The following is a 12,242-nucleotide window of genomic DNA, read 5'->3' as shown; positions in this document are numbered from 1 at the left end:
GCGTGTCCAACTGCGTGACTATCGATTCGTGAGTGTTCGACTGCGTGAGTACGACTGCTACGGCCGCTGCGGCTCGGTGCCGAAAATGCCGTACATGGCGACCGCAACGGTCTGGATGACGAGCCTGATCTGCTTTCGGTACACCTCCTCCGTCACCGCCGTAACGGAGGACCCGACGAGCCGGGAGGTCTCCTCCAGCGGGATGCCCCGGTCGGAGCCGACTCTGCGCGGTCTGCCGTTCCGGCCGGTGCATGTACTTCTCCGGCGGGGCGGCGACGAGATACGCGTGGATCTGTAGGCCTGCCGAATGACGGGGAGCGTCGACGAGCGCATCACAGGCGCGCCGGCCCTAACCCGTTTCCTGCACGGCGGGTGTCGAGGCGTCGGCGGGGCGGGCGGTGTGGGCCTCGGTGGATGGGGACGCTGTGGCGTCGGGAACCGTGGTGGCGGGGGAGGGGGTGGCTGTCGGGGTTGGGCCCGTGGTTACCGTGAGGCTGGTGCCGAGGTGGATCCGGGCGTGGAACCACCGGGCGTCCTCGGTGGTGAGGGCGATCACGCCGGCTGTTACGTCGTAGTCCCCCCGGGCCTCGATGTCCGGGGCGAAGGCGCCGACGTAGAGCAGGCCGCCCTTCCCGTCACGCAGCTGGACCGCGTACGCGACGTTCACCACGGTGGTGCCTTTGGAGGGCACGTCGGCGGCCATCGCTATCCGGACCGGCTTCGCGACCACCGTCATCGAGGTCGTGCTCGTGGGCCCGGGCGGGAGGTCGAACGTCGAGAGGATCGGCATCACCCGGCCGCCGAACGTGAGGTCGCTCCCGGGCAGGTCGAGCGTGCCGGAGACGGGTACCGGGGTGGCCGACGACGGTGGGGCGGAACCTGAAGACGCCCCGGCGGAGATCCCGCGCCCGGCCGGGCGGTCCGGGCCCTCGCCGAGATGCAGGGTCAGGGCGAAGCCCAGCAGCGCGAGGGCCGCGGTCCCCGCACCCAGGGTCGTGGCGGCACGGCGGCGGCGCCTGCGGCGCATCGCCAGGGCACGTGTCTCGGGGCCGCCGACGATCGGAGCGGTCGCCCGTGCGGCGGCCAACTCGCGTAGCGCGGCGGACAGTTCATCGGACACGGCGGCTCTCCTTTCGGACCGGCCCGTCGGCCTCGTCGACGCCTCCGTCGGCCTCGTCCTCCGCGAGTCGCTTCGCCAGCTCTGCTCGCCCCCGGAACAGTCTCGCCTTGACCGTCCCCACGGGCGCGCCGGTCTCGGAGGCTACCTGCTCCACACTCAGGTCGCACAAATGGTGCAGCACGATCGCCATCCGTTGAGCCTGGGGCAGTTCGCGCAGGGCGGCCACGAGCGCGGTGCGCTCCGGGCCGGGACCCGGGGTGGAGTCGGGCGGCGGAGTGCGCCGTACGAGTTCCAGCCAGCGCCTCGCGCGCCGCCAGCGGCTCACCGCCAACCGCATGGCCACCGTGCGGATCCACGCCTCGGGAGCGCTGTCCGACAGGAAGTGCTGTCGCCGGTCCCAGGCCCGTACGAACGCTTCCTGTACGACGTCCTGGGCCTCGCCGTGGTCTCCGGTGAAGGCGTAGAGCTGTCCGGTCAGCCGGGGGAACGCGGTCGCGTAGAAAGCGTCGAACTCGTCCTCGGTCATGCCCCCACCGGAATCTCTGGCCTTTCCTTGCAACCTCGCCACCTCCGTCGTGCGTACAGGTCGCGTAGGTCGCGTAGGTCGCAGCCGGCGAAGCGCAACCCCACCAGGAAGACGGCGTACACGGACTCCAGGCTCCCTCTCCCCTGACGGTGTTGGCTCACTGCCTGCTCAACCTACTTGCACGACCGAACGGTTGCCCGACCAGGACGGACGGCCCCATGCGTCCGGCCACGACCGAGTTCCCGAGCCGAAGGACCGCCCACGTGCCACCGACCCCCGACGTACTCCCCGCCCACCCCGTCCGCCCCGTGGTACTCGCCGCCGCCGGCCACGACTTCGCCGCGTACGCCCGGACGCACTGGTCCCGGCTGGTCGTGACCGCCCGGCTGCTCACCGACGATCCCGGTGCCGCGGAGGAACTGGTGCGGAGAACGCTGGTGCGGATGTGCGCGCGGTGGCGACGCGTTCCGCGCAACGACGTGGATTTCCATGTGCGGCGCTGTCTGGTGCGCAACCACCTGCGTCGGTTGCGCGGACGACGGGCCGCGCGCCGACGGGCCGTTGTGGTGCTGCGGGTCTGGGAGGGCCTGGCGGACGCGGAGATCGCGCAGCTGCTGGGCTGCTCGGTGGGGGCGGTACGTGCTCAAGCCAGACACGGTCTGAAGGAGACCGGCGCCGAACCCGGGCAGCTGCGTGAGGTGTTCACCCGTGCCGCCGCCCGGAACGCCGTCCCGTCCGAGGTGCCGCTGGCCGAACTCCAGACCGAGGGCCGCATCCGGCGACGGCGCCGCCTCGCCGTGGCCTCGGCCGCCTGCGTGGCGCTGCTCACACCCGTCGCCCTCCTCGCCACCGACCGTCTCGGCGGCGGTGCGCAGGACGGGACGTCCGGAGCCGGGCCGGGGGGCGGCAGCCGTCAGGCCACGAGCCCGATCCGGGTCGTGGCGCCGGGCGAGCGGGTGACCGCCGGGGCGGGGGTACGGATCTGGCTCACGGCCGACGGCGCGCACTGGTCGGTGCCCCTCCCCGGCGACGACAGTGACCGCCCCCTCGACGAACCGGGCGTCTCCCTCCGGGTGGACAGCGTGACCGGCGGGTTCTTCCTGTCGGGCCTCTTCCACGGCCTGAGCGGCGAGCCGGGCCGCGTCGAGGTGAGAACCGGCGACGGCGGCACAACCACCGCGAAGGTCCTCGTCCTGGCGGGCAGTCCGGGGTGGGGCGTCTGGTACGCGAGCACGCCGCTGCCCAGCAAGAACGTGCAGGCGCTCCTCTCCATGGGCGGCGACGATCGGGTCGTCACGGTGTACGACGACTCGGGCAGGGTCGCCGCACGGTCGGACCGCGAGTGGTGGCGGGTATGAACCTGATCGAGGACGGGAACCGGGACGGGGGCAGGGGCGGGCCGGACGGGCTGCCGCGACCGGGGCGCGCTGCGCGGCGGCCGGGCAAAGGGATGCTGTCGAGGCGCCGGCACCGTGAGCGCGCGCCGCTGCGGATCCGGTTCCGGCGCAACCGGGGCCGACGGCTTCGCCGGCTCCTCTACGCCTTCCTCACGCTGCTCGCGACGCTGTGCGCGGCGGCCGTCGTGGCGTACCACCTGACGTCCATTCCGAAGCCGCACCCCGAGACCGTCACCCAGAGCACCGTGTTCCTCGACGCGGACGGCGCCTATCTGGGCCGGCGCGGACCGGTCGACCGGCAGGACATCCCGTTGTCCGCGGTCCCCCGGCATGTGCAGGAGGCGGTGATCGCCGCGGAGAACCGTTCCTTCCGTACGGACAGCGGGATCTCGCCGAGGGCCATCACGCGGGCCGCGCTGGCGACGCTGACGGGCGGCGACCCGCAGGGCGGCTCCACCATCACCCAGCAGTACGTGAAGAACGCGCTGCTGAGCCCGGAACACTCGTTGGCCCGCAAGGCGCGTGAGGCGCTCATCGCGATCAAGCTGGACCGCACCCGCACCAAGGACGAGATCCTCGAGGGCTATCTCGACACCGTGTACTTCGGGCGGGGTGCGGCCGGGATACAGTCCGCCGCGCGCAACTACTTCGGCGTGGACGCGAAGAGCCTGACGGTCGCGCAGGGTGCCGCGCTGGCGTCCATCCTCAACATCCCCTCGTACTACGAGAAGGCGGGCTCCGATCCGAAGGTGACCGCGAAGCTGGAGAACCGCTGGGAGTGGGTGCTCGACGCGATGGCCGCGAGCGGGAGCATCACGCCGAAGCAGCGGGCCGCGGCGCGTTTCCCGGCGTTCCGGTTCTATCCGCCGGGCGAGACCGAGGGGCAGCGGCAGTACCTGATCGACGTCGCCGCGAAGGAGGCCGCCGACCGGCTCGGCATCACCGAGGACCGGCTCGCGAGCGGCGGCTACAGCGTGACGACCACCTTCGATCTGGCGCTGCAGGACAGCGCCACCCAACTGGTGCAGAAGCATCCGGGGGGCAAGAAGGGCGTGCGGGTGCACACCGCCGTCGTGGGCATGGTGCCCGGCGACGGAGCGGTGCGGGTGCTGTACGGGGGCTCGGACTATGCGCGGCAGTCGTTCAACGACGCGGTGAGCGGGGCGGTGGAGGCGGGGACGGCCCTGGATCCGTTCAGCGCGGTGGAGCACGCGGGCGAGCCCTTGAGCAAGCTGCTGAAGATGCCTGCGCCGACCCCGCTGGACCTGGCGTCGGCGTACGCGACGGTGGCCGCGGAAGGCAGGTACACCAGCCCGTACACCGTCGCACGCATCACCCGGGCGGGCCGCACCGTCTACCGGGCGCGTCCCGACGTGCGGCAGGTCCTGGACGAGAAGGAGGCGCTGGTGGCGGGCGCGCGATCCGGGGCCGGACCGACGCCCGTCGCCGTCGCCGTCCATGCCGGTGCCGGTGCCGGTGCCGGTGCCGGTGCCGGTGTGGCCGCGGGCTCGGCGGAGGCGAAGGGTTTCGCCGTCGCCGGGGCGGGCGGCGGCATCACCCGGCGGACCGTGTGGACCACCGGGTACGACGGCCGACTCGCCCTGACGGTCGCACTGTTCGCCGACCGGGCAGGCAGCAGGAAGGGCACGACGGTGCCCGCGCAGCTGCCGAACGAGCCGTCGCCGACGGACTTCGCACAGAGGGTGGCGACGGGCATCTGGGACGCCGCCACCTCGAAGGGCGGGGCGAAGGACGGGCCCTGATCTTCGCGCCTATTTCCCGGCCACCGTCCAGGGCACACCACACCGGAGGCGGGCGGCGACGGCGAGGGACGCGACCGCGCCGGCTACGAGCAGAGGGTGCCCGACCAGCCATGTCTGAGCGCCCTCGAACGGGTCGCCGGTGGTCAGCCTCGCGCGTTCGAGCATCCAGGACACCGAGAACACGAGCCCGATGACGGCCACCCCGATGCGAAACGCGGGGTAGACGGTCGTGCGGGACAGCACGATCAGCGACGGCATGATCAGGGCGACGACGAGCAACTGGGTGAGTTCGATGCCCAGGTTGAAGCCCAGCAGCGTGGTCACGAGCGACCCTCGGTCCAGGCCGAGGTCGCCGATGAGCGAGGCGAACGCGAGGCCGTGGACGAGCCCGAAACCCGCGGCGATGAGTACCTCGCCGCGCGCCACCAGCGGCCGTATCGCGTGGACCGCCGAGACGGCGATGGAGAAGGCGATCAGCGTCTCGACGGGCCGTGACGGGACGTGGATCACTCCCGAGGCCGCCAGGGCGAGGGTGAGCGAGTGGCCCAGGGCGAACGCCGACACGACGTGCACGACGCGTACGAGGCTGCGGCGCGGCGATGCGACTCCGGTGGCTCTGCTGACTCCGGTTTCTCCGGTTTCTCCGGCGACTCCCGTGCGCCATCGGCCGCCGACGGCCACCAGCGGGGCGGGGATGAGCAGCATCAGCAGGAACAGGAGGTGGTCCGCGCCCTCACCGACATGCTCGATGCCGAGCCCCGCCGTGGTGACGAAGCCCTTCAGCCAGGAGCCCTCGTCGGCCGGGACCCGCAGGCTCTTGGTGTCCCAGTCGAGGACGCCGAGGGTCTCGGCGTCGTCCGTCTTGAGGATGCCGCGGTCGAAGTCGTACCGGACGGTGGCGATGACCTTGTGGGTGAGGAGTTCCTCGACGATGACGTCGTAGCGCAGACGGAAGTCGGTGACCTGTCCGTCCGGTGGGCGGATGGTGAGCGGGTAGACGAGGTGCGCCGTCCCGTCGATCGTCCGCACCGACCCCGTGCCGAGCCCCACGGTCCAGGGGTCGCCGTCCTCGCCGACGGCGCTGATGTGCTGCGCCGTATAGCGCTTGAGGAAGGACCGGTCCTCGCCGAGCACGCTGGTGCGGGTGAGGTCGCGGGCGACGGCGATCGCCAGGCGGTCGATGGGCAGCTGTACCTCGCCCTCGACCCGGTCGTCACGGATGTCGAGCAGGACGGCCGAGGTGCTCATCGGGTGGGCGGCGGCCGGTGACGCGAGGCCGCCGACCAGCAGGAACGCCGAGAGCAGCAGGGCGGAGACGAGACGGCGCACGGACGTCACTCCCAGCCGTAGTCGGAGGTCTCGTCCCGGAAGATCGTGTGCTGGTGGATCTCGTCGGTCGAGGCCCCGGGCTGGTTGGAGAACTCGATCCAGGCGGACGGCCCGTCGAGGCGGACGTACGTCTGGTCGTTGTCGATGGTGGTTCCGCCGCTCCAGCCGATGTACGTCTCGTCGTACTCGGCGACGTACTTGGCCAGGAGCCGTGCCGCGGCCTTCTCGTCCAGGTCGTCGACCCAGGTGCGCAGCATCGCGGTGACCTTCGCCTGCTGCTTCTTGGTGAGGCTGCTGACGAGGACGCCCTCGGGTTCGGTCGGGAAGGGGCCGTCGTTGCCCGGGCCGAGGTAGAGGTCGTCGAAGCTGCCGTCGATCTCGGCGGCGGCCAGTTCGTCGGCGGTGAGCGACTGGACGGCGCCGATGGTGGCGGCCCGCTTGTCCGCGAGCGGGGCGTAGGCCTTGTCGTCGAGGATGAACTCCTCCGGCTCGACCGCGGTCAGGGTGGGTGACATGGTCACGTTGTTGCCGGCGTAGGTGATGTTGTACGCCGCGTGGTGACCGCCGTACTGGACGGTGAACTCGCCGGTCTTGCTGGGCTGTCCGAAGAAGGAGAGGTAGTACCACTCCGAGCCGAAGTTGGCGCCGCCTCCGCCTCCGCCCGGACCGCCGGGGCCGCCGGTGGCGCCGTCGGTCGGGGCTCCGGAGGGAGGCGTGCGGGTGGCGGTGGGGGAGGCGGTGGGGGAGGCCGACGCGCCGTCACCGGTGTCCTCGCTGTCCGACAGCGACGCGAGGTAGTCGTCCGCCTTGCGGATCTCGACGAGTTCCTCGTAACCCTGCTTGCTGAGCGCCGCCTCCATGACCTTCATGGCCGCCGCGTCCTGCGCGTCGGTGAGGTCGCCCAGCTTCAGGCCGTTGCGCTCGACGACGGGCGTCGGGAAGTTCGACCAGCCGGTCTTCTTCGCCTCGTCGTCGAAGTCGTAGAGGACGGCGTCCTTCTGTTCGTCGGACAGAGTCGCGAGGAAGGCGTTGGCGGCCTTCACGACCTCGGCGGTGTTGGCGCCACCGGCTCCGGTGCGGGCCGCGGAGGCCGGGACCGCCTGCTTGGCGACCGTCGCCGAGGCGGACCCCGGGTCGAACGCGAGATAGCCGACGGTACCGAGGGCGATGCTGAGGCACGCGGCGAGCACCACGGGCCGGCGCAGAACCGGGCGGGTGTGGGAGGACATGGGACTCCTGTGGCCTGAGGGTGGTGGGGTCCTCCATCGTGGGAGAGCGGTCTCAGAGCGCGGCCGGAGCCAGTCCGGAATTGGATGAGAAGGGGCTCACAGAACGCTGTGCGAGCATGCTCGGATGCCGGAACGTGTCCTCGTCGCCGACGACGATCGTGCCGTCCGCGAAGCCGTCGAGCGGGCGCTGGAGCTGGAGGGGTACGACGTCGTCACCGCCGGTGACGGTGTGGAGACCCTGGTCCTGGCCCGCAGGGAGTCCTTCAGCGCGCTCGTCCTCGATGTGATGATGCCGCACATCGACGGTGTGGCCGTGTGCCGTGTGCTGCGCGCCGACGGTGACCGCACCCCCGTGCTGATGCTCACCGCACGGGCCGGGATCCCCGACCGGGCGAACGGTCTGGACGCAGGCGCCGACGACTACCTGCCCAAACCCTTCGAAGTGCCCGAACTGCTCGCACGTCTGAGGGCGCTCCTGCGTCGGGCCGTGCTGACGGCATCGCCCACCGCACCGGCCGAGAGGAAGAAGGAGGGCCACGAGGAAGACGAGGGTTCGCGCTCCGGTGACGTGCTGCGGATGGCGTCACTGCGCATCTCCCCCGGCACGCGACGCGCCTGGTGGGGGGCGGCGGAACTCCGGCTGACCAGAACCGAGTTCGACCTGCTGGAGCTTCTGGTGCGCGACGAGGGGCTCGTCCTGGACCATGCGGCGATCTACCGGCGCGTCTGGGGTCCCGACGCCGGTGTGGACGCGAAGAATCTCGCCGGATACATCGGCTACCTGCGGCGCAAGCTCAGCGATGCCGGGGCACCCGACCTGATCCGCACGGTACGCGGCGTGGGTTACGCGGCGCGGCGGCCATGAGCCTGCGCTCGCGGTTCGCGCTCGCCTTCGCCGCCGTCGGTGCCGTGGTGGCGGTGACGGTCGGTGCGCTGAGCTACCTCGCCGCCTCCGACAGCGTGTTCGCGGAGGTCGACCGGACGCTGCGGTCGACCACCGTGGCCCTGACCCGTGGCATGGAGAAGCGCCAGGAGCAGACTCCGGCCGACCCGGCCGGCCGAAGCCCCGGCGCCCAGGATCCCGGCAGTCGGACCCCTGCCCCCTTTCCCGGGCTGGACCTGCCCGCCCCGGGAGGTGAAGCGGCACCGCAGCCGGTCCTCCAGGCCGTGGCCCGGGACGGTACGCCCGTCCGCCTGAGCGGCCCGCTGGCGAAGCTGCCGGTGTCCGACGCCGCGCGCGCCCTCGCCGCCTCCGGCGAGGCCGGGCAGTCGGACACCACCGAGATCGACGCGGGCGGTCACAGCTACCGCCTGCTGACGACCGCACTCGGTGAGAGCCGCGGCGCCCTGCAGGTGGCCGTCCAGGTCGACCAGACCCGCCAGGTGCTGGCCGGCATGGCGCGACAGATCGCGGCGGCCAGTCTGGCGGTGATGCTCGTCGCGGCGGCCGCGGGCCGTTTGCTCGCCGGACGCGTCACCCGGCGGCTGGCCCGGCTGGCCGAGGTCGCCGAGGAGGTGAGCACGGACGGCCGGGTCACTCACGACGCCACGGAACCGGTGGGCGGACGCGACGAGGTCGGGCGGCTTTCCGCGTCCATCAGCAGGATGCTCGGCCGCATGGTCGCCGCCCGCGCGGCCCAGGAACGGCTGGTGCACGACGCCGCCCACGAGCTGCGGACCCCGCTGACCAGCCTGCTGGCCAACGCCACCGTGCTGCACCGCGTCACCGAGCTGTCCCCCGACTCCCGCGACCGGCTCCTCGACGACGTCCAGCACGAGACGCGCGAACTCGGTCACCTCGTCGACGAACTCGTCGAACTGGCCCTGGCGGGCGGCCGCGAGGAGACCGAGGAATCCGTGGACCTGGCCGAGGTGGCGCGGCGAGCGGCGCGACGCGTCTACCGGCGCACCGGACGCCTGGTCCATGTCGACGCCGACGACTCCGTGGTCCGCGGCCGCCCCCAGGGCCTCGAACGCGCCGTGGGCAATCTGCTGGAGAACGCCGCCAAGTTCGACGCCGACGGCGACGAGCCCATCGAGGTACACATCCGCCGGGGAGCGGTCACCGTCCACGACCGGGGGCCCGGCATCGAAGCCGACGACACGCGTCGCGTGTTCGACCGCTTCTACCGGGCCGACAGCGCTCGCGGTCTGCCCGGCTCCGGACTCGGCCTCGCCATCGTCCACGACGTCGCGGAGACCCACGGCGGATCCGTGTCGGCGGGTACACGGCCCGGCGGTGGCGCCGCGGTGGGCTTCACGGTGAGCCCATCACGTCTTCTGCCGACCTCCCGCCCACCGACGGAGGCTGCGGCAGCGGACTGACCGCGTCCACGCGTCCACGCGTCCGGGGAGGACACCTCAGGGGTGCGGCGCCGGGGGTGGAGTCGTCCGCGTCCGCCGTCGCGCGGGTCGTCGGCCGTGAGCCTTCCGCGGAGTCGGTGGAGACGGTCCCGGTCCCGCGACGGGCGTCCCGGAGCGGGCGTAGTGGAAGGCGGCGATGCGCTCGCTGTGCTGCGAGTTGAGCCGGTGGATGAGGAACACCCCGAGGGCGATCATCCCGAGGATCACGATCACGGTCACGAACGTCTCCACGGCCCTCACCTCTCCATCGGCTGATGCGGCATCGCTGCGGTGCCGGCCGGGCCACGTGGACGTGCGGCCCGGTCGGTCTCGGACGCAGTCCGCAGGCGCGCCGCCTCCTCCATCAACCGGCTCGCGGTCGACGTGCCCCGTGGGTCGCCGGCGGCGGCCATCAGCCAGGCTGCCGAGACGGGGTCCGTCCGCGGCGGGACCACCAGCAGGTTCCAGCGGCCCAAACGGTAGGAGAGCAGCAGCAGTTCGTGCGGGTCCTGCTCGGCCAGGAACCAGCCGACGTTCACCACGTGCCCGGCGACAGTCACCTTGCGCGGGACGACCGGCCAGTGGGTGGGATTCACCGTGACCCGGGTGATCCGCCCCCACAACGGATCCAATACCGCTGTCAGGACCGGGAGTTCCGCCGCCAGATCGCGGGAGCGGGGCCACCATGCGCCGTCCAGCAGCGCCGGGGCGGAGCCGACGGGAGCGAGCGACAGACGGAGGGATGACGAGGAGAACCGGTCTTCGCCTTCGAGTGTCGGCGAGGGAATGACGGTCGCAGTCATGACGCGAACCCTGCCCCGGGCCGGTGGCGACCGGCCCGGCATAGTGAATCGCCGAAAACGACACGGGCATGTAAGCCGGTGCGCGAAATGTCCTCGGTCGTTCCAGGCTACTCCTCGGACAGGGCGAACGGGCTTCGCCGACCGGTCCGCCGACCGATCCACCAGCCCGTCCGCCAGCCCACCAGCCCGTCCGCCCGTCCGATGTCAGGAGTGAGCGTCTGCCGCGGCTGCCATGGACAACTGTGCGGCCTGCTCGGTGGTGTCCGGAGGGACGACCAGCAGATCCCAGCGCCCTTGGCCGGGCGCCAGCAGGACGACGGTGTCCTGGGCGGATGCCGCCACGGATCTGCGCAGTCGTACGACCTGGTTGCAGACGAGGGTCCGGCCGGGCGTCGCGGACCACTTCGACCCGCTGACGGTGACGCTGGTGACCTGGCCCCACTCGGGCGGCAGCCCGCCCAGGAGAAGAGGGAGTTCGGTGAGCAGATCGTAGGAGCGGGGCCACCATGCACCGTCGATGGGCCGTGGCATGGTGCCGCGGGGCGCCAGGCTCAGGCGGAGGAGGGGATGGGAGGGAAGCGGGGGTTGCAGTGCGATGGTCATATCTGCTCCTGTCGGCTGCCGTAGAGCGGTCGCAGCTGTGGGCGGTGGTCGGTAGGCGTGAACCGCCCGTCCCTTTTGCCCGGGTGGGGGTGGGCCCCTCCGGCGAGGGCGCGGTCGGGGGAAGCGCTGCCCCTGCCGGAGGGGGACGGAGGTGCCGCGGGGGCGGCGATCAGCGGCTTCTGCCGTCCACGAACGACTGTCCGCGCGAGCCGTCGCCCTCGCGCCTCGGAGGAGAGCTGCCGGTGTCATCACAGGCGAAGAACCAGCGGAGCGCGTCGGCGACCTGCCGGGCGACCGCCGGGTACGACGACACCCTCGGCGCGGGCGAGGCACGATCGGACAGGTGAGCGGCTTCGGCTGCCATAAGGCGGAACCTGCCTCGAGCGCGGAGCACCCGGTGTGGTCGAACCAGGAGGACGAGACCGGCCTGAACGCCGGTGTACGAAGGATCCTCGCAACCCCAACCTACTCCCCCACGCCCCGGCACGACGCGGTTCCATGACGGCGGCCCGCTCCGGGACCCCGGACCGGGGCCTGTCGCTCCGCCACCGTTGCGGGCGGCCGCCCGGCTGGTGGCCGAGCGAGGGGCCGAGCACGTGACCATGCAGGAGGTCGCGGAGGCGGCCGGGGTGGGAAAGGGCACGCTGTTCCGCCGGTTCGGCGACCGCGACGCGCTCCTGCTCGCCCTTCTCGACGAGGCGGAGGCCGAGTTCCGGGAGGCGTACGTCTCCGGTCCCCCACCGCTCGGACCGGGTGCCCCCGCGAGGGACCGGCTGGTGGCGTTCGGCTGTGCGCTGATCGAGCGCATCGCGGCCGAGACGGACCTGGGCGCCGCGCTGGGGCGTCAGGTGGTCCACGAGCGCCGCCACGCCTCCGGCACCGGCCGCGCCTTCCACCGTCACGTCTCGACCCTGCTCCAAGAGGCCGGAGTCGACGGGGACCACGACATGCTCGCGCACGCCCTGCTCGCCTTCACGAACTTCGAGACGACGGACTACCTGCACGTCGGGTGCGGGGCCTCCGTCGCGCGCCTCCAGGCCACCTGGGCGGACCTCGTACGGCGGGTGACCCCCGCCGGGCGTCCGGCTTCCGGCGCGGGGTGAAGGTCGCCGTCGCCGTCCGCCAGGAG

At 72.1% G+C, this 12,242-nt stretch carries 13 protein-coding genes and 1 pseudogene; 5 read left to right on the top strand and 9 right to left on the bottom strand.

What is annotated here, in order from left to right:
• Positions 1-57 precede the first annotated feature (57 nt).
• The 3 genes and pseudogenes from OG736_RS24240 to OG736_RS24230 form a co-directional block, all read right to left on the bottom strand.
• A pseudogene (locus tag OG736_RS24240) lies at positions 58-216 on the bottom strand (site-specific integrase); the annotation flags it as partial.
• Positions 217-349: 133 nt separating this feature from the next.
• The gene (locus OG736_RS24235) at positions 350-1,120 is read right to left on the bottom strand and encodes a hypothetical protein (protein WP_327184311.1); all 771 of its coding nucleotides are present in this window, start codon (positions 1,118-1,120) and stop codon (positions 350-352) included.
• Entirely contained in the window at positions 1,110-1,646 is a 537-nt protein-coding gene (locus OG736_RS24230; RefSeq protein WP_327184310.1) for a SigE family RNA polymerase sigma factor, read from the bottom strand. Before OG736_RS24230 ends, OG736_RS24235 begins: the two co-directional genes overlap by 11 nt.
• A gap of 263 nt (positions 1,647-1,909) precedes the next feature.
• On the opposite strand from OG736_RS24230, the gene OG736_RS24225 reads away from it, so the two are divergent.
• Both OG736_RS24225 and OG736_RS24220 read left to right on the top strand, forming a co-directional pair.
• Complete coding sequence (locus tag OG736_RS24225) at positions 1,910-3,004, top strand: sigma factor-like helix-turn-helix DNA-binding protein (RefSeq protein WP_327184309.1); 1,095 nt, start codon at positions 1,910-1,912, stop codon at positions 3,002-3,004.
• Positions 3,001-4,806, top strand: coding sequence for a transglycosylase domain-containing protein (locus OG736_RS24220; protein ID WP_327184308.1), 1,806 nt, complete (start codon positions 3,001-3,003; stop codon positions 4,804-4,806). Before OG736_RS24225 ends, OG736_RS24220 begins: the two co-directional genes overlap by 4 nt.
• 9 nt (positions 4,807-4,815) lie before the next feature.
• Here the strand turns inward: OG736_RS24220 and OG736_RS24215 are convergent, their stop codons facing one another.
• Positions 4,816-6,135, bottom strand: coding sequence for a HupE/UreJ family protein (locus OG736_RS24215; RefSeq protein ID WP_327184307.1), 1,320 nt, complete (start codon positions 6,133-6,135; stop codon positions 4,816-4,818).
• Positions 6,136-6,140: 5 nt separating this feature from the next.
• Positions 6,141-7,364 carry a DUF3500 domain-containing protein gene (locus OG736_RS24210; protein ID WP_327184306.1) on the bottom strand — a complete coding sequence of 408 codons (1,224 nt, stop codon included), beginning with the start codon at positions 7,362-7,364 and terminating at the stop codon, positions 6,141-6,143.
• A gap of 124 nt (positions 7,365-7,488) precedes the next feature.
• Here OG736_RS24210 and OG736_RS24205 point away from each other — a divergent pair, with 124 nt between their 5' ends.
• Together OG736_RS24205 and OG736_RS24200 are read left to right on the top strand one after the other, a co-directional pair.
• Positions 7,489-8,229, top strand: a complete 741-nt coding sequence (locus OG736_RS24205) for a response regulator transcription factor (protein ID WP_327184305.1) — start codon at positions 7,489-7,491, stop codon at positions 8,227-8,229.
• A complete protein-coding gene (locus tag OG736_RS24200; protein WP_327184304.1) occupies positions 8,226-9,689 on the top strand; it encodes a HAMP domain-containing sensor histidine kinase in 1,464 nt (487 codons plus the stop codon). The genes OG736_RS24205 and OG736_RS24200 overlap by 4 nt, the downstream gene beginning before the upstream one ends.
• Before the next feature lie 36 nt (positions 9,690-9,725).
• Here the strand turns inward: OG736_RS24200 and OG736_RS24195 are convergent, their stop codons facing one another.
• The 4 genes from OG736_RS24195 to OG736_RS24180 all read right to left on the bottom strand — a co-directional run bounded on the left by OG736_RS24195 (position 9,726) and on the right by OG736_RS24180 (position 11,477).
• Positions 9,726-9,959: a hypothetical protein gene (locus OG736_RS24195; protein ID WP_327184303.1), complete on the bottom strand. Its 234-nt coding sequence runs from the start codon at positions 9,957-9,959 to the stop codon at positions 9,726-9,728.
• Positions 9,960-9,964: 5 nt separating this feature from the next.
• Positions 9,965-10,510 carry a DUF5994 family protein gene (locus OG736_RS24190; RefSeq protein WP_327184302.1) on the bottom strand — a complete coding sequence of 182 codons (546 nt, stop codon included), beginning with the start codon at positions 10,508-10,510 and terminating at the stop codon, positions 9,965-9,967.
• 204 nt (positions 10,511-10,714) lie between these two features.
• Positions 10,715-11,113: a DUF5994 family protein gene (locus OG736_RS24185; RefSeq protein WP_327184301.1), complete on the bottom strand. Its 399-nt coding sequence runs from the start codon at positions 11,111-11,113 to the stop codon at positions 10,715-10,717.
• Between the two features lie 169 nt (positions 11,114-11,282).
• Positions 11,283-11,477, bottom strand: a complete 195-nt coding sequence (locus OG736_RS24180) for a hypothetical protein (RefSeq protein WP_327184300.1) — start codon at positions 11,475-11,477, stop codon at positions 11,283-11,285.
• 187 nt (positions 11,478-11,664) lie between these two features.
• Between OG736_RS24180 and OG736_RS24175 the strand changes: the two genes are divergently transcribed.
• The gene (locus OG736_RS24175) at positions 11,665-12,216 is read left to right on the top strand and encodes a TetR/AcrR family transcriptional regulator (protein ID WP_442817066.1); all 552 of its coding nucleotides are present in this window, start codon (positions 11,665-11,667) and stop codon (positions 12,214-12,216) included.
• The last annotated feature ends 26 nt before the right edge of the window (positions 12,217-12,242 follow it).

The organism is Streptomyces sp. NBC_01334 (assembly GCF_035983595.1).
Lineage (GTDB): Bacteria > Actinomycetota > Actinomycetes > Streptomycetales > Streptomycetaceae > Streptomyces > Streptomyces coriariae.
This window is presented reverse-complemented; position numbering and strand designations above follow the sequence as displayed.